Annotated in this window: 15 protein-coding genes and 4 tRNA genes; 2 read left to right on the forward strand and 17 right to left on the reverse strand. The window is 69.2% G+C overall.

Going from position 1 to position 18,835, the window contains the following annotated elements:
* Positions 1–94: 94 nt before the first annotated feature.
* On the reverse strand, positions 95–817 hold the full coding sequence (locus MCHT01_RS20200; protein ID WP_067067905.1) for a YceI family protein: 723 nt from the start codon (positions 815–817) through the stop codon (positions 95–97).
* A 146-nt stretch (positions 818–963) separates the two neighbouring features.
* On the opposite strand from MCHT01_RS20200, the gene MCHT01_RS20205 reads away from it, so the two are divergent.
* Both MCHT01_RS20205 and MCHT01_RS20210 read left to right on the forward strand, forming a co-directional pair.
* Entirely contained in the window at positions 964–1,494 is a 531-nt protein-coding gene (locus MCHT01_RS20205; protein WP_067067920.1) for an Mpo1 family 2-hydroxy fatty acid dioxygenase, read from the forward strand.
* Positions 1,495–1,718: 224 nt separating this feature from the next.
* A complete protein-coding gene (locus MCHT01_RS20210) occupies positions 1,719–2,147 on the forward strand; it encodes a CBS domain-containing protein (protein WP_067067921.1) in 429 nt (142 codons plus the stop codon).
* 74 nt (positions 2,148–2,221) lie between these two features.
* Here MCHT01_RS20210 and MCHT01_RS20215 read toward each other — a convergent pair whose 3' ends face one another.
* From MCHT01_RS20215 to MCHT01_RS20295, 16 genes are all read right to left on the reverse strand, one after another.
* Positions 2,222–2,800: a nitroreductase family protein gene (locus MCHT01_RS20215; RefSeq protein WP_084453070.1), complete on the reverse strand. Its 579-nt coding sequence runs from the start codon at positions 2,798–2,800 to the stop codon at positions 2,222–2,224.
* 41 nt (positions 2,801–2,841) lie between these two features.
* Positions 2,842–4,470 carry a phosphonate ABC transporter, permease protein PhnE gene (gene phnE / locus MCHT01_RS20220; protein WP_245643457.1) on the reverse strand — a complete coding sequence of 543 codons (1,629 nt, stop codon included), beginning with the start codon at positions 4,468–4,470 and terminating at the stop codon, positions 2,842–2,844.
* Between the two features lie 16 nt (positions 4,471–4,486).
* Positions 4,487–5,308, reverse strand: a complete 822-nt coding sequence (locus MCHT01_RS20225; RefSeq protein WP_067067926.1) for a phosphonate ABC transporter ATP-binding protein — start codon at positions 5,306–5,308, stop codon at positions 4,487–4,489.
* A 9-nt stretch (positions 5,309–5,317) separates the two neighbouring features.
* Positions 5,318–6,208: a putative selenate ABC transporter substrate-binding protein gene (locus MCHT01_RS20230; protein ID WP_084453071.1), complete on the reverse strand. Its 891-nt coding sequence runs from the start codon at positions 6,206–6,208 to the stop codon at positions 5,318–5,320.
* A gap of 71 nt (positions 6,209–6,279) precedes the next feature.
* A tRNA-Sec gene (locus MCHT01_RS20235) sits at positions 6,280–6,375 on the reverse strand.
* 16 nt (positions 6,376–6,391) lie between these two features.
* Positions 6,392–8,824: a selenocysteine-specific translation elongation factor gene (gene selB, locus MCHT01_RS27525; protein WP_067067929.1), complete on the reverse strand. Its 2,433-nt coding sequence runs from the start codon at positions 8,822–8,824 to the stop codon at positions 6,392–6,394.
* A complete protein-coding gene (selA, locus tag MCHT01_RS20245; RefSeq protein ID WP_245643469.1) occupies positions 8,821–10,281 on the reverse strand; it encodes an L-seryl-tRNA(Sec) selenium transferase in 1,461 nt (486 codons plus the stop codon). The genes selB and selA overlap by 4 nt, the downstream gene beginning before the upstream one ends.
* 20 nt (positions 10,282–10,301) lie before the next feature.
* Entirely contained in the window at positions 10,302–11,306 is a 1,005-nt protein-coding gene (gene fdhE, locus MCHT01_RS20250; RefSeq protein WP_067067932.1) for a formate dehydrogenase accessory protein FdhE, read from the reverse strand.
* Positions 11,303–11,926, reverse strand: coding sequence for a formate dehydrogenase subunit gamma (locus MCHT01_RS20255; RefSeq protein ID WP_174549071.1), 624 nt, complete (start codon positions 11,924–11,926; stop codon positions 11,303–11,305). The genes fdhE and MCHT01_RS20255 overlap by 4 nt, the downstream gene beginning before the upstream one ends.
* Before the next feature lie 39 nt (positions 11,927–11,965).
* Positions 11,966–12,925: a formate dehydrogenase subunit beta gene (fdxH, locus tag MCHT01_RS20260; protein WP_084453072.1), complete on the reverse strand. Its 960-nt coding sequence runs from the start codon at positions 12,923–12,925 to the stop codon at positions 11,966–11,968.
* Between the two features lie 11 nt (positions 12,926–12,936).
* Positions 12,937–16,008: a formate dehydrogenase-N subunit alpha gene (gene fdnG / locus MCHT01_RS20265; protein ID WP_148661633.1), complete on the reverse strand. Its 3,072-nt coding sequence runs from the start codon at positions 16,006–16,008 to the stop codon at positions 12,937–12,939.
* A gap of 296 nt (positions 16,009–16,304) precedes the next feature.
* On the reverse strand, positions 16,305–17,399 hold the full coding sequence (apbC, locus tag MCHT01_RS20275) for an iron-sulfur cluster carrier protein ApbC (RefSeq protein ID WP_067067944.1): 1,095 nt from the start codon (positions 17,397–17,399) through the stop codon (positions 16,305–16,307).
* 123 nt (positions 17,400–17,522) lie between these two features.
* A tRNA-Lys gene (locus MCHT01_RS20280) sits at positions 17,523–17,598 on the reverse strand.
* Between the two features lie 113 nt (positions 17,599–17,711).
* Positions 17,712–17,787, reverse strand: a tRNA-Lys gene (locus tag MCHT01_RS20285).
* A gap of 24 nt (positions 17,788–17,811) precedes the next feature.
* Positions 17,812–17,887, reverse strand: a tRNA-Lys gene (locus MCHT01_RS20290).
* Between the two features lie 87 nt (positions 17,888–17,974).
* Positions 17,975–18,799, reverse strand: a complete 825-nt coding sequence (locus tag MCHT01_RS20295) for a tRNA threonylcarbamoyladenosine dehydratase (protein WP_245643478.1) — start codon at positions 18,797–18,799, stop codon at positions 17,975–17,977.
* Between the last annotated feature and the right edge of the window lie 36 nt (positions 18,800–18,835).

Consider the following 18,835-nt stretch of genomic DNA (forward strand, 5'->3'; position numbering starts at 1 on the left):
GCGGCATGGCGGTCGGCAGGCGTGGCGCTCGACGGGCTCGCCCTTGATCGAGCCGCCGTCCTTCGACCGGCGCCGTCGGCGCTCCCGGTCGGCCTCAGCCGCAGGAGGCGCTGGGGCGGGCGATGATGTCGACGTCCACGGTCAGCTCGTCCTGGATGGCGAGCAAGCCTCCGAGGACGGAAAACGGCGCGATGCCGAAGTCGCTCTGCCGCAGCACCAGCGCGCCGACCGCGCGCAGCGGGCCGTCGCCGACGGGCCGCTCGACCCGCATCGGCACGTCGAGCACCCGCTCCGTCCCATGCCACGACACCGCCAGCTTCAGCGCCAAGGTCGGGAAGGCGCCGGCCACCGCCGTGCTGCGGATCGTGATCGTCGGGAAGCGCTCGCCGTCGACCGCCCGGATCATGTTGGCCCGGGTGCCGGCGATGTCGCCCTCGGTGGGCCGGCTCGCGAACTCGTCGCCCAGCGCGGCCCGCCACTCGGGTCGGTCGATGACCAGGTCCTCGAGCTGGAAGCCCAGCTCGACGCCCGCGCCGGCCAGACCGTCGGCCGGCAGAAAGACCCGGCCGTCGACGCGGTCGAGCCCGAGCACGTGGTTGTGGCCGGCCTTGGCCAGCCGCCCCGCGCGGAACACGTGCAGGCGGATCGGCGAGGCCGCCGCATCCACCGCATAGAGCCGCCCCTCGCCGCGCTGCTGCGCCGCCAGCCAGCCCGGACAGGCGGCGGCGGTCGCGATCGCGACACCGCCCCCCGTGACCGGGGGAGTCGCCGTCGCGCACCCGAGCACGATCCCCGCGGCGCCGATCGCCGCTGCCATCGCCCGTCGGGGCACCTCGCTTGCCACGCTCACCACTCGCATAGGGGTAAACCAAGTGTTGTCACGCCGGCATTTTGAACGGCACAAACAAGCCGGTCGCACTAGCATTGCCACATTGCCCTTCAAAGAATCGAACGGAGACCGCCATGGCACGACAAGCCACCGACCTGATGGCGCAATACGCCGCGTACCACCGCGACCGTCGCAACATCGCCACCCACTTCGTGGGCATCCCTTTGATCATCTTCGCCGTCGGCGTGCTGCTGGCGCGAGCGCAGTTCCACGTCGCCGACTGGACCGTCAGCGCGGCCTGGATCGCCTGGGGCGCCGCGACGCTGTGGTACCTGACGCGCGGCAACCTGGTGCTGGGCCTGGCCACCGCCGTCGTGAACGCCGTGCTGATGGCGCTGGCCCATCCGCTGGCGGTGGGCTCCACGGCTTCCTGGCTGGGCTGGGGGCTGGGCAGCTTCCTGGCGGGCTGGGTGATCCAGTTCATCGGCCACTATTACGAGGGCCGCAAACCCGCCTTCGTCGACGACCTGGTCGGCCTGCTGGTCGGTCCGATGTTCGTGGTCGGCGAGGCGCTGTTCGCACTGGGCTGGGGCCGCGACCTGCTGGCCGAGATCGAGCGCCGTGCCGGTCCGACCCACCTGCGCGATCTCACGCATCCGGCCTGATCCCCCTCGTCGACCCTGGCCGCCTCGCCGGTCGTCCTCCCGGCGTCGCCCCTTCGAGGGAGACCCGGGGGCGGAGCCCCAAAGAGGTGGCACCCCGAGGGGGTCGGGTCTTGCGCCGCGCCGCCAAGCCGCTTATCTTGGCCGTCAGCCCCGGGACGCACGCCGGGGCCGTTGCCTGATTCGACCTGTTCGATTGCGTTGTTCCTTGCTCGCCAGGAGGCCCCATGAAACCGGTGTCCGATCTGCTGAAGAACCGCGGTCCGAGCGTCTGGCGCATCACGCCGGAGGCGACGGTGTTCGATGGCCTGCACCTGCTCGCGCAGCACGACGTGGGCGCGCTGCTGGTGATGCAGGACGAGCGGCTGCTCGGGATCTTCTCCGAGCGTGACTACACGCGGAAGATCGCGTTGCAGGGCCGTGACTCGCGCCACACGCAGGTCAAGGACGTGATGACGCCCAACGTCTTCGTCGTCAAGCCCAACACCGACTGCCGCGAATGCATGCGGCTGATGAGCCAGCGCAAGATCCGCCACCTCCCGGTGGTCGAGGGCTCGACGGTGGTGGGCATGCTGTCGATCCGCGACCTCATGGACGACATCATCGCGGACGACGAACTGACGATCGCGCAGCTCCAGAGCTACATCTACGGATAGGGGCGAAGGCGTCCGAACCGCTCATTCCCCTCGCCCGCGGCGCGGGAGAGGGGCAGGGGTGAGGGCCGTCGACGTCAGCGAGCCCAGAACTGCAACGCGTCCGCCGCCCCCTCCTTCTGCCTCGGTGGCTTCGCCAGCGTGCCCGATGGCCGCGGGGTTCCCAACGCGATCCACCCGAGCAGCGTTTCCCCCGGCTCGCAGAACGCGGCGACCAGCCCCGGATCCCGCGCCTTCGCGCCGCTGAGCATCTTCCCGCCGAAGCCCAGCCCATGGGCCGCGTTGAGGAAGTTGGTCAGCGCCCCGCCGACGCAGGCCCATTGCTCATGCGCCGGCACCTGCGGATGGCCCATGTCGATGCGCGCGACCACGGCCACCGTCATCGGCGGCAGCAGCGCCCGCTCCTCGTCCATCGCGACCCCGGCCTCGTCCTTCCCCGCCCGGCGCGCGGACTCGCCGAACAGCGCCGACATCGCCTGGCGCGCCTCGCCCCGCACGACCTTGAAGCGGAACGGCACCAGCGCCGCGTGGTCCGGCGCATGCAAGGCCGCCTCGACCATCAGCCGCAGTTGATCCTCATCGGGCCCGGGCGCCATCAGGTGCTTCGGCCCCACCGAGCTCCGCGTGAGCAGCAGCTTCAATCCTTCGTCGTTCATGTCGATGTCTCCTTGCCGATCAGCGATCCGCCGCCCCCCGCTCATCGATTCAGCTTCCGCCGTGCCGCATACGAGCAGGCGTCCACCAGCATCACCAGCGCCAGCATCGCGATGAGCACGGTGCAGGTCTCGCGCATCTGGAAGAGGCTCAAGTGCACGCTCAACATCTGGCCCAGCCCGCCGGCGCCGACCACGCCCAGCACGGCCGCCGCGCGGATGTTGTTCTCCCACCGGTACAGCGTGTAGCTGAGCAGCTGCGGCGCCGCCTGAGGCAAGGTCGCGTAGGCAAAGACCTGCCAGCGCGACGCGCCCGCCCAGCGCAGCGCCTGCGCGGTCTGCGGCGGCGCGTTCTCCAGCGCCTCCGCCATCAGCCGGCCCAGCACGCCCGTCGTGTGCAGCGCCAGCGCCAGCGTGCCCGGCATCGGCCCCAGGCCCGCCGAGACCAGCAGGACGGCCGCCCACACCAGCTCGGGCACCGAGCGCAGCGCGTTGAGCAGCAGGCGCGAGAGCCACCGCACCGGTCCCTCCGGCCGGCTCGCGAGCAAGGCCACCCCCAGCCCGGCCACCGCCGCCAGCACGCTGCCCAGCGCCGACATCGCCAGCGTCTCCAGCGCGCCCTCGCCGACGCGGACCAGGAAGGCGGGCGTCATCAGTGGCGGGAAGAACTCGGCGACGAAGCGCCCCATCTGCGCCAGCGCTTCGGCGCACAGCAGGTCGCCCCATCGCACCGGCAGGCTGACGAAGCTCGCCGTCGTCAGCGCGAGCAAGGCAGCCAGCAGCACCCACAGACCGACACGCGTCGGCGGCCGGCCCGGCATCTGGTGCGGCTCGGCGCCCTGCCCCGCCGCGCGGCCGGGCCGCAGCCAGGCGCTGATGCGGTCGGCCAGCGCGACCAGCGCGATGAAGACCAGCAGGATGGTCGCGACCTCGCCGCCGGCAAACATCTTCGTGGCGTTGTCCAGTTGCTGTCCCAGCCCCCCCGCGCCGACGAAGCCCAGCACGACCGAGGACCGGATCGCGCATTCCCAGCGGTAGACGGTGTAGCTGATCAGCTCGTCGGCGCAGCCCGGCAGCGTGCCGAAGAGCAGCGCCTGCAAACGGCCCGCGCCGCCGCGCAGCAGCGCCTGCGTGGGCGTGGCGTCGGCGCTCTCGAGGATCTCGGCGTAGACCTTGCCCAGCATGCCGCCGTAGGACAGCGCGATCGCCAGCACGCCCGCGCCCGGCCCCAGGCCCAGCACGCGCACCAGCATCAGCGCCCACACCAGCTCGGGCACCGAGCGCAGCACCACCAGCACCGTGCGCACGGTCCAGCGCAGCGCGGCCGGCATCGTGGCCATGCGGCCGGTCAGCGAGGACACCGACAAGCGCGCCGTCGCCAGCAGCGCCAGCGGCACCGCGATGACCCAGGCCATCGCCAGGCCCACCGTGGCCATCGCGACGGTGCGCCAGGTGTCGGCCGCCAGCATCGCGAGGAACTCGGCGTCCACGCGCGGCGTCAGGAACTGCGCGCCGAATCGCCAGGTCGCGCGCAGGCTGCGCTCGTCGAGCAGTTCCCAGGGACGGAACTCGCACCACACCAGCAGCGGCCACATCAGCGCGAGCAGCGCCAGCGTCGTGCCGATGCGGCGGGTCGCCGCGGGATCGCGGCGCCACGGAGCGTCGAGCGCCATCGCCGAGCTCATCGCCTCACCGTCCCAGCGCCTGCGCGTGATTGCGCGGCAGGCCGGGGTCGGGCTCGACGACGGCGGGCGACTCGTCCTCGTCCAGGCCCGCGTAGAGCTCGGCCAGACGCTGGCCGTCCAGGCCCTGCGGCGGACCGTCGTAGACCAGGCGCCCCTCGCGCAACGCGATGATGCGCGGGAACAGGCCTCGCGCCAGGTCGATCTGGTGCAGGCTGCAGATCAGCGTGCGGTCCTGCGCCCGGGCGGCGTCCTGCAGCACGCCCAACGCGCGCTGGGCGCGCTGCGGATCGAGCGCCGAGAGCGGCTCGTCGACCAGCCACAGCCGCGCCCTGGACACCAGCAAGCGCGCGAGCGCGACCCGCTGGCGCTCACCGCCGGAGAGCTGGTCCACCCGCGACCACAAGCGGTTGCCGAGCTCCAGCCGGTCCAGCGCGTCGAAGGCGAGTCGGGCCTGTTCGGCCGAGGGGCTGAACAGCATGCGCAGGCTCTCGCCGAAGGACGCGCCGGGCAGGCGCCCCGCGAGCACCGCGGTGGCGACGCGCTGACGCGGCGGCAAGGGCGGATGCTGCGGGGCGAGCATCAGCTCGCGGCGCAGCCAGTGTCGATCGCGATGCGACAGCGCCCAGGCGTCCTGCCCCACGAGCCGCAGCGAGCCCGCGGCCGGACGCAGCGCCAGCGCCAGCGCGTGCAGCAGCGAGGTCTTGCCGGCGCCGGACGCGCCGATCAGCGCGACCTGCTCGCCGGTCTCGATGCTCAGGGAGAGCGGCTGGACGAGGGTCTTGGGACCGGCCTGCAGATGCAGGTCGTCCAACTCCAGGAGAGGCATGGGGGAGGTTTACTTCAGCAAGCCCGCGTTCTCGGCGGCGGCCTTGATGCCGGTGTAGTTCTCGGGCTTGGTCGGCACGAACTTCGTCGCGCGCTGCAGCTCCAGGATCTCCTTGCCCTCGGGCGTCGCCGGGCTGAGCTTGAGGAAGGCCGCCTTGAGCTTGGCCTGCAGCGCCGCGGGCATGTCGGCGTGCACGCTCCAGTTGTAGTCGTAGAACGGCGGCGTCGTGTAGAAGACCTTGACCGCGCTGGTGTCGACCTTCTTGTCGGCGACCAGCTTCTCCCAGACCGAGATGTTGAGCGCGCCCGCGTCGACCTTGCCCGAGGCCACGGCCGCGACGGTGGCGTCATGGGCGCCGGAGAAGGAGACGCGCTTGAGGTCGGTCTCGGGGTTGATCTTGGCCGCCAGCAGGAAGGAGCGCGGCATCAGGTGGCCCGAGGTCGACGACGCGGAGCCGAAGCTCAGGGTCTTGCCCTTGAGGTCCTCGAGCTTGGTGATGCCGGAGTGGGCGTCGGTGACGAAGACGGAGCGGAACTTCTCGTCCTCCTCGCGCTGGACCAGCGGGACGATCTTGCCGCCGGAGCGCACGTTGGCCTGCACGAAGGTGAAGCCGCCGAACCAGGCCAGGTCGATCTTCTTGTTGACGACGGCCTCGACCGCCGCGGCGTAGTCGGTGACGGGCGTCCACTCGACCTTCACACCGAGTTCCTTCTCCAGGTACTTGCCCAGCGGCGCGAACTTGCGGGCGAGTTCGGTCGGCGACTCATCCGGAATCGCCGTCACGCGCAGCACCTGCGGCGCGGTCTGCGCCTGCGCCGCGCCGCCGAAAGCGGCAGCGACGACGGTGGCGGCGGCGAGGCCCTGCAGCGCACGGCTGACTTGGCGAAGGAGCTTGGACATGGCGAGGTCTCTACGGGTGGTGAGGAAGGAAGGAATCGCGAGAGGGATCGCGAGAGGAACGGCGAGAAGGATGGCGGAAGGAAATGGGAGTCGAACCCACCCGGCGATGCGTGGCATCACCCACCAGATTTGAAGTCTGGCCGACCCACCAGGGTCGTTTTCCTTCCTGTGATCGTGGCCTGTTCATGCGGCTTGCGAGGCGTGGGCGACATCGCCCGGCGCGTCTTCGTCGATGAACAGCCGGCAATCGGTCCGGAGCCGATGCGCGTCGCCGACGCGCCTCAGCAGCCCGACCTTGTCGAAGAACTCCAGCACCTGGATCGCGCGCTTGCGGCCCAGGCCGCTGCGATCGCGGAAGGCCGCGGCGGTGACGTCGCCATCGCCGCCGATGGCCGACTCGCGCGCGATGCGGGCCAGGTCCCGGATCGCCGGGGGCGCATAGTACAGGTCCTTCACGACCTGGAACAGCTCGCCGCGCTGCGCGAGTCGCGCCAGCGTCGTGCGCACCAGCGCCTCGGGCTCCGCGGTCTGCTTGGCGAGATCGCGCGCCCAGGCGCCCTCGAAGCCCGCCGTGTTCAAGGCCGGCGTCATCTTCTGCGCGAGCCGCTCATCGAGTGCCGACAGTTGCACGCCGTGCTCGGGCCGATGCGCTGCCGCGCCGGTGATGGCGACCTGCCCCGCCGCCGCCATGCGCTGCACGAGGGCGCGCCAGAGGGGCTCGGCCATGCGCGGCGCGGCGAGCCGACGCCAGCGCGCCAGATCGGGTCCGAGCTCCTCGGGTTGATCCTGGTGATAGCGCTCCAGGCGCTGCAAGGCGATGTCCGTCCACTGCGCCGTCTGCGCCGCACCCAGCGCCCACGCCGGACCAGCCGCGCCGGAGACCACGGCGCCGACGATGGGGTCACCCACTGCTTCTCCCGCCTGTGGGAGCGCGGCAGAGAGCCCGAAGATCCTCACCCCAACCCTCTCCCGCAAGCGGGCGAGGGAGTCGGAAGGCTCGTTGTCCTTAGAAGGCTCGTTGTCCCCGGAAGGCAAGATGTCTTCGGAAGGCTCTTTGTCTTCGGAAGGCTCTTTGTCTTCGGAAGTCTCGTTGTCTTCGGAAGGCTCTTTGTCTTCGGAAGTCTCGTTGTCTTCGGAAGGCGAGATGTCCTTGGAGGCGCTCGGTGTGCTTTGGCCCCCTCTCCCGCCAAGCGGGAGAGGGCTGGGGTGAGGGTCTTCCTCGTGGATCAGCGCCGCTCGCCCCCCCGTCGCCACGCCCTGCCCGGCGGCGAAGCGCGCCAGGTCCACGCCCATCGGCGCCTGGCGCAGCAGGCCGCTCAGTCGCTCGCTTACCGTCGGCGCGGCGAGCGCCACCAGCTCGCCCAGGCGCAGCGCCGTCCGCCGATACCGAGCCGGCCCCTGCGGATCGAGCACCACGCCTCCCGCCAGCGCCCGCGTCGCCGACGCGTCGCGGAGCACCACGCGATCACCGGCCCAAGCGCCGACCGGCCGATGCAGCACCAGCTGCACGAAGGCCTCCTCGCCCGGCGCGACCGCATCGAGCGCCCCGCCGCCGACCGCCCCCAGCACCGCGACCGACCCGGTCACCTGCTCCGCCCCGATGTGCACATGCACCGGCGTCCCGCTGCGCAGCGGCTTCGTTTCCTCCGCCCAGAGCCGCAAGCGCGCGTCCAGTCGGTCGGTCCACTGCGCGATCTCGGGCGCGGCCAGCCATTGCCCGCGCGCGACCTCATCCTTGTCGATGCCCACCAGCCCGATGGCCACGCGCTGTCCGGCCGTCGCGCGCTCCGCCGCCGCGTTCTGCGCATGCAGGCTGCGCACGCGCCCCCGCCGCGGCGCCTGGCCCGGCGCGGGCGGCAGCAGCAGGAGCTCGTCGCCGATCGCGACCTCGCCCGCATGCGCGGTGCCGGTGCAGACCGTCCCCACGCCGGCGAGACTGAACACCCGATCCACGGCCAAGCGGAATCCCTGTCCCGCGAGTTCCCGCTTCGGCAGCGCGAGCGACTCGGCGACGAGGTGTTCGCGCAGCTCGCCCACGCCCTCGCCCGCCGTCGCGGCGACCTCGAAGATCCTCGCATCCGCCAGCGCCGTCCCGGCGAGCAGCGCGCGAATCTCATCGCGCCGCCGCGCGCGTGTGGCGGTATCGACGCGATCGCACTTCGTCATCGCGACCGTCCCGCGCGCAATCCCCAGCAGCGACAGCAACGCGAGATGCTCGCGCGTCTGCGGCATCACGCCGTCATCCGCGGCGACGAGCAGCAGCGCGTGGTCGATGCCGGTCGCGCCCGACAGCATGGTGTGCACCAGGCGCTCATGACCCGGCACATCGACGAAGCCGATGCGCGAAGCACGCGCGCCCGGCGCGGCCCCGTTCGGACTCGCACGCCCAGCCGCAGTCGCAGTCGCAGTCGCGGTCCCAGTCCCAATCCCAGTCGCTGCCGCAGTCGACGAGGATGCCGCCGCCCCCGACGCCTCGACGTCCAGATAGGCATAGCCCAGCGCGATGCTGATCCCGCGCTGCTTTTCTTCCGGCAGCCGATCCGTGTCGACGCCCGTCAGCGCCTTGACCAGCGTCGTCTTGCCATGGTCGATGTGACCCGCGGTGCCGACGATCACGCCAGCGCCTCCCGCAGCTGCGGCAACTGCGCGATGAACTCCGGCTCCTCGCGCCCCTCATCCAGGCAGCGAAGATCCAGCCACAGCTCATCCGCCTGCACCCGCGCGATCACCGGGAGCGGCAGCCCCCGCAGGGCCGTGACCAGCTCATCCAACGCGCGCCCCACGCCGCGCTTGCCCGGCAGAACCGGCGTGAGCACCAGCCCTGCCGAGGGCAGCGTCTCCACCGGCAGCGAGCCCGAGCCGATCTGCCCGCGCATCGCCGCGGCGCGCACCGCGAAGCGCGGCGCCACCGCCGCCGTGACCTTCTCGATCAGCCGCTCCCCCTGCGCCTCGATCTGCTCGACCGGCCGCGTGAGCAGCCGCAGCGTCGGCAGATCCGTCGTCAGGCGATCCGGCTGCAGATAGAGCCGCAGCGTCGCCTCCAGCGCCGCCATCGGCAGCTTGGACATGCGCAGCGCGCGCTTCATCGGGAACTTGCGGATCTTCTGCACCAGGTCCTTGCGGCCGACGATCAAGCCCGCCTGCGGTCCGCCCAGCAGCTTGTCGCCGCTGAAGGTCACCACATCGCAGCCGTCGGCGAGCATGCGCTGCGGCAGCGGCTCGGCGGGCAGGCCCCATTGCGACAGGTCCACCAGCGAGCCGCTGCCCAGGTCCGTCAGCAGCGGCAGCCCCGCCGCATGCGCGATGGGCGCGAGCTCGGCCTCGCTCACCGACGCGGTGAAGCCCTGGATCGCGTAGTTGCTGGTGTGGACCTTCATCAGCAGCGCGGTGTCCGGGCCGATCGCGGCCTGGTAGTCGCGCGCATGGGTGCGATTCGTCGTGCCGACCTCGACCAGCCGCGCGCCCGCCGCCGACATCACGTCGGGCATGCGGAAGGCGCCGCCGATCTCGACCAGCTCGCCGCGCGACAGCACCGCCTCCTTGCCGCCCGCGAGCGCGGCCAGGCTCAGCAGCACGGCCGCCGCGTTGTTGTTCACGACGGTCGCCGCCTCGGCGCCGGTGATCTCGCGCAGCAGGTCCTCGACCAGGCTGTCGCGGTCGCCGCGCTCCCCGCGCGCGAGGTCGAATTCCAGGTTGTTGGGCGAGCCCATGCAGGCCAGCACCTGCTGCAGCGCCTCGTCGGCCAGCAGCGCGCGGCCCAGGTTGGTGTGCAGCACCGTGCCGGTCAGGTTGATCACCCGTCGCATGCGCGGCGCCAGGCGCCCGGCACAGCGGCGCTCGAGCTCGCTCGGCAGCTCATGGAGGCGCTGAGGCGGCAACGCGCCGGACAGCGCCAGCTGACGCCACTCCTCGAGCAGCCGACGCGCCTCGGCCGCGACGAACGCGTGACCGTGCCGCGCCATCAGATGCGTCACCGCGTGATCGCGCAGCAGTCGGTCGACGGAGGGGAGATCCTTGGGGGCCGCGGACGCCATCGGCGTCACCGGGGAGCCTGCCGTCGGACCATGAACCATGGATGCCTCGGGCTTCATGCTCACTGACCTCCGGGATCGGGTGGGGGGTCGGCCTCGCCGAGCACCAGCATCGGGTTGAAGCCGTGGCGCACCACGCCCAGCTCGCCGATCAGCAGATCCAGCGTCAGCGTGGCCAGGTCGTCGGCCAGAGGCTCGACCTGCAGGTCCTTCTCCATGTGCACCTGCTTGAGGTAGTGCCCGCAGGTTTCGCAGCACTCGGCCTGGACGACCTCGGACTTCCTGTCGTCCTCGTCGACCAGCGCCTGGAAGCTGATGCCCTTGGTGCCCTGGCAATGCGCGCACTTGATGCGCACGTAGTGCCACTGCGTGCCGCACAGCGAGCAGGCCAGAAAGCGCAGGCCCGACTGCTCCGCGCCCACGCGCGTGATCGAGGCCACCGGCCGCGAGCCGCAGCAGGGGCAGACCGTCGGGTCGTCGATGAGGCCGAAGGGCGCGAGGGTCTCGGTATGGTCGCCCCGCTCGAAGCGGGCCTGCAGCTGCTGCACCAGACGGGTCCAGTGCAGCTGCAGCGCGGCCGCGATCAGCGGCGCGGCGGCGGGGTCCAGACCTGAGGCGCCGCCGGCGAGCAGCGCGCTCGCCTGCTGCTCCAGATAGGCGTCATCGGCCTCGGCGAGTTGCTTTACCAGTGTCCGCGCCGCCTCGGGAATCGCGCTCCCCGCGAGCGCGCCCAGCAGCGCGCGCAGTTCCTCGCGCCAGACGGGATCGCGTTTGTAGAGCTGCGCATCCAGCGGGGGCTGTCCGCCCGCCATCGCGGCACCCAGCGCCATCTCGTCGGGCAGCTTCAGCGGACGCGGCTGCTTCAGCCGCTCGTGCTGATGCCGAGCCAGCTCGGCCACGAAGAGCAGATAGTCCCGCATCGCATGGCCCTCGGCCAGCTGACGCAGGCGCATCGAGCGCTCGATGAAGAGGCCGGGCTCGGGGAGTCGCAGCGGCGCGGCGCGCGCGCCGGCGTTCACCGCGATCTCCTCCGGGGTCATCAGGCGGATGGTGCTGCTGGCGGTCATGCGCGCGGACGTTCCTTCATTTCCTTGTGCCACAGCGGATGGTGGTGGGCGGCCCAGGTGTCGGTGACCGTACCACGGGTCATCGCCCGGAACGAGCCCTTGACCCAGATCGCCGCATAGACATGGATGATGATGGTCAGGATCAGGATCGCCGCCGACGCCGAGTGCAGCACCACCGCGATGCGCCGCATCAGGATGTTCCCCTCGGGGAACCAGGCGTGCCAGAACATGAAGCCCGTCACCAGCAGGATCAGCAGCGACACCACCATGACCCAGAACACGATCTTCTGACCGGCGTTGTACTTGTGGGCCGGCTGCACGCCCTCTTTATGGGCGCCGGAAATCATGCCCGGACTCTGCCGCATCCATGTGGAGTCGACCGAGGTCCACAGGTTGTCGCGCCACATCTTCAGCGCCAGGAAGAAGAACGCCAGCACCATGCCCAGTCCCATGTAGGGATGCAGGACGCGGGTCCACGGGCCGCCGCCGAACAGGTTGGTCAGGAAGAACAGGCTGGGGTGGAAGAAGGCCAGGCCCGAGAGCCCGGCGCACAGGAACAGCAGCACGACGATCCAGTGGTTGATCCGCTGGCTGTCGCGATAGCGTTGCAGCAAGGCCATGATGGTCTCCTGGCTGATGAGCTGTTGACGGTGGGCGGATCAGAGGCCGCCGTCCGGCGGGACCCGGGACGAGGGATCGCGGCCCGCGCGCAGGTCGCGCTCGCGCTCGTAGGCCAGTTCCTCGTCGGCGTCGGGCTCGTCGTGTCCGGTCTTCTGCGGGCCCACCTTCATGTAATGGAAGAAGCCCGCCACCGCGGCGCCGATCATCGCGGCCACCGCCAGCGGCTTGGCCGCGCCCTTCCACAGCGACACCAGCGGACTGATCTGCGGGTCCTTGGGCAGGCCGTGATACAGGCCCGGCTGGTCCGCGTGCTGCAGCACGTACATCACGTGCGTGCCGCCCACGCCCTGCGGGTCGTAGACGCCGGCGTTCTGATAGCCGCGCTCCTTGAGGTCGACGAGGCGCTCGGCGGCGTACTCGTGCATGTCCTCTTTCGAGCCGAACTGGATCGCGCCCGTCGGGCAGGCCTTCACGCAGGCCGGCTCCAGGCCGACGCCGACACGGTCCGAGCACAGGCTGCACTTGTAGGCCTTGTTGTCGGCCTTCGAAATGCGCGGCACGTCGAAGGGGCAGCCGGTCACGCAGTTGCCGCAGCCGATGCAGTGCTCGGAGATGAAGTCCACGATGCCGTTCGTGTACTTCACGATCGCCCCCGGCGACGGGCAGCTCTTGAGGCAGCCCGGATCCTCGCAATGCATGCAGCCGTCCTTGCGGATCAGCCACTCCAGCTTGTTCTCCTGCACCTCGACCTCGGAGTAGCGCATCACGGTCCACGACTGCGGCGACAGGTCGCGCGGGTTGTCGTAGGTGCCGTGGTTCTCGCCGATGTCGTCGCGCAGGTCGTTCCACTGCATGCAGGCGACCTGACAGGCCTTGCAGCCGATGCACGCCGAGACGTCGATCAGCTTGGCCACCTCGGTGACATGCTTGCGCGCGTCCGGGCTGGGCAGCGTGGTCGCGGAGCGCTTGGCGATGTCCAGGGATTGCAATGAAGACATGGCAGCGCTCCTCAGGCTTTCTCGATGTTGACGGTGAAGCTCTTGAACTCCGGCGTCTGCGTGTTGGCGTCGCCCACGAAGGGGGTCAGCGTGTTCACGAGATAGCCGGGCTTGGCCACACCGACGAAGCCCCAATGGTTCGGCAGCCCCACGGTGTGCACCCGCTTGCCGCCGACGTCCAGGGACGCCACCCGCTTGGTCACCACCGCCACGGCCTTGATGTAGCCGCGCATGGAGCTGACCTTGACCTGATCGCCGTTGGCGATGCCCTTCTCCTTCGCCAGTTCCTCGCCGATCTCCACGAACTGCTGCGGCTGGATGATCGCGCTGGTGCGCACGTTCTTGGTCCAGTAATGGAAGTGCTCCGTGAGCCGGTAGCTGGTCGCCACATACGGGAACTTGTCCGGCGTGCCGAACTGCTCCCGATCGCCCTTGAACGCGCGGCCGGCCGGATTGTTCTTGGCCTTGGCGTTGTTCGGGTGCATGGGATTGGTCGTCAGCGGCGACTCGAAGGGCTCGTAATGCTCGGGCAGCGGTCCGTCCACCATGCCGCTGGGCGCGAACAGCCGCGCCACGCCCTCGCCCGTCATGATGAAGGGCCGCACCGCGTCCTCGTCATTGGGGTTGGCGTCGGGCCGGATGTCCGGCACGTCCGAGCCGCCCCACTTGTCGCCCATCCAGCTGATGAGCCGACGCTTGGGGTTCCAGGGCTTGCCCGTGGGATCGACCGAGGCGGCGTTGTAGAGGATGCGCCGGTTCGCCGGCCAGGCCCAGGCCCAGTTCAGCGTCTGGCCGATGCCCCACGGATCGCTGTTGTCGCGCCGCGCCATCTGGTTGCCCGCCTGCGTCCAGGCGCCGGCGTAGATCCAGCAGCCCGAGCTGGTCGTGCCGTCGTCGCGCAGCAGGCCGAAGCCGGACAACTGCTCGCCCGCCTTCTGCAGGACCTTGGTCGGGTCCTTGGGGTCGGTCACGTCGGCCAGCGCCTTGCCGTTGTATTCCATCGCCAGCTCCTCGGCCGAGGGGCTGTTGGGAATCTTGTAGGGCCAGGTCAGGTTGACGATCGGATCGGGGAAGGCGCCGCCGTCCTTCTGGTACATCGCCCGCAGGCGCAGGAAGATCTCCGCGATGATCTCCGCGTCGCCCTTGGCCTCGCCCGGGGGCTCCGCGCCCTTCCAGTGCCACTGCAGCCAGCGGCCGGAGTTGGTCAGCGAGCCGTCCTCCTCCGCGAAGCAGGTGCTGGGGAAGCGGAACACCACCGTCTGGATCTCTTCGGACTTGACGTCGTTGTGCTCGCCGTAGTTCTTCCAGAACTCCGCGGTCTCGGTGTTGAGCGGATCGATGATCGCGAGGAACTTCAGCTTGGACAGGCTCTCGACGATCTTCTTCTTGTTGGGGAAGGACCCCACCGGGTTGAAGCCCTGGCAGATGTAGCCGTTGATCTTGCCCTGGTGCATCAGCTCGAAGGTCTGCAGGACGTCATAGCCCTTGTCCCACTTGGGCAGGTAGTGGAAGGCCCAGTCGTTCTCCTTGGTCGCGGCCTTGCCCCACCACGCCTTCTGCTGGCTGACGAAGAACTTGGGATAGTTCTGCCAGAAGCTCATCTGGTTGGGGCGCAGCGGCTTGGTGGCGCGGGTCTTGTAGTAGGTCTCCAGATCCTGCTCGGAGTCCTTGGCCAGCGACATGTAGCCCGTCAGCGAGGTCGACAGCAGCCCCAGGTCGGTCAGGCCCTGGATGTTGCTGTGGCCGCGCAGCGCGTTCATGCCGCCGCCCGGCAGACCGATGTTGCCCAGCAGCAGCTGCACCAGCGCGCCGGTGCGGATGATCTGCGAGCCCTGGCTGTGCTGCGTCCAGCCCAGCGCGTACATGATGGTCATGACGCGGCCGGGGACCGAGGTGGTGGCGATCTGCTTGCACACCTCGAGGAACTTGTCCTTGGGCGTGCCGGTGATCTCGCTGACCTTCTCCGGCGTGTAGCGCGCGTAGTGCTGCTTCATGACGTTGAGCACGCAGCGCGGGTGCTGCATCGTCATGTCGACACGGGCGAAGCCCTTCTCGTCCATCTCGTAGGCCCAGGACGCGTTGCTGTACGCGCGCTTGGTCTCGTCGTAGCCGGAGAACAGGCCCTCCTCGAACTTGTAGCCCTCATTGATGATGAAGGGCGCGTTCGTGTAATGCCGGACGTACTCGGTCTGGATCTTGTTGTTGCTCAGCAGGTAGTTGATGACGCCGCCCAGGAAGGCGATGTCGGACCCCGCCCGCACGGGGGCGTAGTAGTCGCTCATCGCGGCCGAGCGCGTGAAGCGCGGGTCCACGACGATGAGTCGCGCCTTGTTGTGCTTCTTGGCCTCGATGACCCACTTGAAGCCGCAGGGGTGCGCCTCGGCGGCATTGCCGCCCATGATCAGGACGAGGTCGGCGTTCTTGATGTCCACCCAGTGGTTGGTCATCGCACCGCGGCCGAACGTCGGGGCCAGACTGGCCACCGTCGGTCCGTGTCAAACGCGGGCCTGGTTGTCGAACGCGAGCATCCCCGTCGCGCGCATCGCCTTGTGGGTGATGTAGCCCGACTCGTTCGAGGATGCGGAGGCGCAGATCATGCCGCTGGACAGCCAGCGGTTCACGACCTTGCCGTCGGCGTTGTTGGCGATGAAATTCGCGTCGCGGTCCGCCTTGAGCAGCTTCACGAAGCGGTCCATCGCCTCGTCCCAGCTCACGCGCTTCCACTCCTTGGCGCCCGCCTCGCGGATCTCGGGGTACTTCAGGCGGTTCTCGCTGTGGACGAAGTCCAGCAGGCCCGCGCCCTTCGGGCACAGCGTCCCGCGATTGACCGGGTGATCCGGATCGCCCTCGATGTGGATGATGTTCGCGGCGACGTTCTTCGCGCGATCACCCAGCGAATACATGATGATCCCGCAGCCCACCGAGCAATAGGGGCAGGTGTTGCGGGTCTCGGTCGCCCGGGCGAGCTTGAACTGGCGGGTCTCGGCCAGTGCAGCGGTTGGAGAGAATCCCAACGCGACGAGGCTGGAGCCCATGACGGCCGCCCCGCTCACCCGGAAGAAGTGCCTCCGGTTCATGTCCATGTCGTGCCTCCTGGGGCGGCGTCGTTGCCGGCCTGGGGTGAATCACGCGGCCGACACGCGGCCCGCTCGGCTATTTCGACACAAACGATGGGCTTTGTCCAATGCGGAATCACCCCCGGGACGCATGGAGAAGACGCCCAACGCACCGGAAACTTTCCGGGCGTGCGCCCGATGGATTTGTGCGCTGCGATCCCCCTCCTTCGGGAGAGGCGCGCTCTTCACTGGCGACTCCTCCGTTGCGGCGCAGCATGAAAAATGGCCGCACGCGGCGGCCACCCGAATGACGAGCGATGGGGTCAGGTGTTTTTCGAGATGGTGATGGTCGGGAACTTCGACGAGTAGTCTTTCGCCTGCCCGGCCAGCTTCACGGCCACCTTGCGCGCGATGGCCTTGTAGGCCTGCGCATGCGGGCTGTCGGGCTCGGCGACCACCGTCGGCTTGCCGCTGTCGGCTTGCTCGCGGATCGACAGCGCCAGCGGCAGCGAGCCCAGCAGCTCCTGGCCGTACTGGTCCGCCATGCGCTGGCCACCGCCGCTGCCGAAGATGTGCTCGGCGTGGCCGCAGTTGCTGCAGACGTGGATGGCCATGTTCTCGACGATGCCCAGGATGGGCACGCCGACCTTCTCGAACATCTTCAGGCCCTTCTTCGCATCGATGAGCGCGATGTCCTGCGGCGTCGTCACGATGACGGAGCCGCTCACCGGCACGCGTTGGGACAGCGTCAGCTGGATGTCGCCGGTGCCCGGGGGCATGTCGATGATCAGATAGTCCAGATCACGCCAGCGCGTCTGACGCAGCAGTTGCTCCAGCGCCTGCGTGGCCATCGGGCCGCGCCACACCATGGCCTGATCGTCCTCGACCAGGAAGCCGATCGACATCAGCTGCAGGCCGTGCGATTCCAGCGGCTCCATGGTCTGGCCGTCGGTGCTCTCGGGCCGGCCGTGGATGCCCAGCATCAGCGGGAGGCTGGGGCCGTAGATGTCGGCGTCCAGCAGGCCGACCTTCGCGCCCTCGGCGGACAGCGCCAGCGCGAGGTTGGCGGCGGTCGTGCTCTTGCCGACGCCGCCCTTGCCCGAGGCCACGGCGACGATGTTCTTCACGCCGGGCAGCAGTTGCACACCGCGTTGGACCGCGTGCGCGATGATCCTGGACGTCAGGCCGACGCTGACATTGCCGACGCCCGGCACCGTGCGCGCCGCGGCGACCAGCGCCGCGCGCAGGCCGTCGATCTGGCTGGCGGCCGGGTAGCCCAGTTCGATGTCGAAGCTGACCGAGTCACCCTGCACCTTCAGGTTGCGCAACTGCTTCGTGGTGACGAAGTCGCGGCCGGTATTGGGGTCGACGACCTGTTGCAGCGCCTGCAGCAGCGTGGCTTCTTGAATCTGGGACATGGGCGGGGAATCGTAGAAACTCGTTCGGGAGAACGACGCCGCCGGACCGGGGCGTCGCGAATGGCGCGAAGTCTAGCGGGAATGACAAAAGGGGTTGCAACTTGCGCTGCAACCCCTTTTATTTGGTGGGCCCTGAAGGATTCGAACCTTCGACCAACGGATTAAGAGTCCGCTGCTCTACCAACTGAGCTAAGAGCCCGAAATTCTTTGCTTCCTCAGCGATTCTTTTGAATCACTGCGAAGACCGCGAGTATGTCAGATATTCAGACCGCTTGCAAGATTCTCAATCGAAAACTTTGCAGAGTGTGCGGTTGGTGGGCCCTGAAGGATTCGAACCTTCGACCAACGGATTAAGAGTCCGCTGCTCTACCAACTGAGCTAAGAGCCCCCAAGAATATCCAACTGAAGCAACTGGTGGGTCGTGCAGGATTCGAACCTGCGACCAACGGATTAAAAGTCCGCTGCTCTACCGACTGAGCTAACGACCCGAAGCCGTGCTTCAAGCAGTGAAGGCCGGGATGCCCCGACCTCCGCTGCGTCGCTTCGAGGTGTTTGCCCCTCAGCAGAGCCGCAGATTATAGGACGATTTTTCGCGGGTGCGCAAGTGCTTTCAAATACTTCGTCACCAGCTCCGCCGCGGCCACCATCCCGAAGCCCGCCGTGACCGCCACGCTCGATCCATAGCCGTGGCAATTCAGGTTGCCGTCGATGTCGCAGGCCTCCGTCCCTTCGGGGCGGGTGACGGGCTCGCGCGAGAAGACGCAGCGCACGCCCATCTTTCCCTGCTTCGCGCCCGCGTGGAACTTGCGCAGCCGCTGACGCAGGCTGGCCAGCAGAGGATCGTGCGTGGTCTCGGACAGGTCCAGGATCTCGACGTCCTGCGGGCGACGCTTGCCGCCGGCCGCGCCGATGCAGATCTGGGGAAGCTGATGCGCCCTCGCCCACGCGGCGAGCTGCGCCTTGGCGCGGACCTGGTCGCAGGCGTCGACGATGCCGTCCACCTCCACGCCGTTCAGCAGCGCGGGCCAATTCGACTCGTCGACGAAGTCCTCGATGGTGAGGACCTCGCAGCCGGGGTGGATGTCGGCGATGCGCTGCTTCAGCGCCTCGGCCTTGGCCATCCCCAGCGTGCTGCCGAGCGCCTGCACCTGGCGATTGATGTTGGATTCGGCGACGTGGTCGAGATCGACCAGCACCAGCCGGGCGACGCCCATGCGCGCCAGCGCCTCCACGACCCAGGAGCCCACGCCGCCCAGGCCCACGACGCAGAAACGCGCCGCGCGCAGCCGCGCGTAATCACGGTCGCCGTGCAGGCGGCGCAGACCGCCGAAGCGGCGCTCCGCGTCGGCGTGCGCGGCGTCAGGATCGAGGGGCCCGTGCCCGGTGTCGAGGGTCAAGATCGTCACGCGCCAGGGCGCGTCTCATGTCGAAGCGGA

Origin of the sequence: Mitsuaria chitosanitabida ATCC BAA-476 = NBRC 102408 (assembly GCF_001598255.1) — a bacterium.
GTDB classification, from domain to species: domain Bacteria; phylum Pseudomonadota; class Gammaproteobacteria; order Burkholderiales; family Burkholderiaceae_C; genus Roseateles; species Roseateles chitosanitabidus.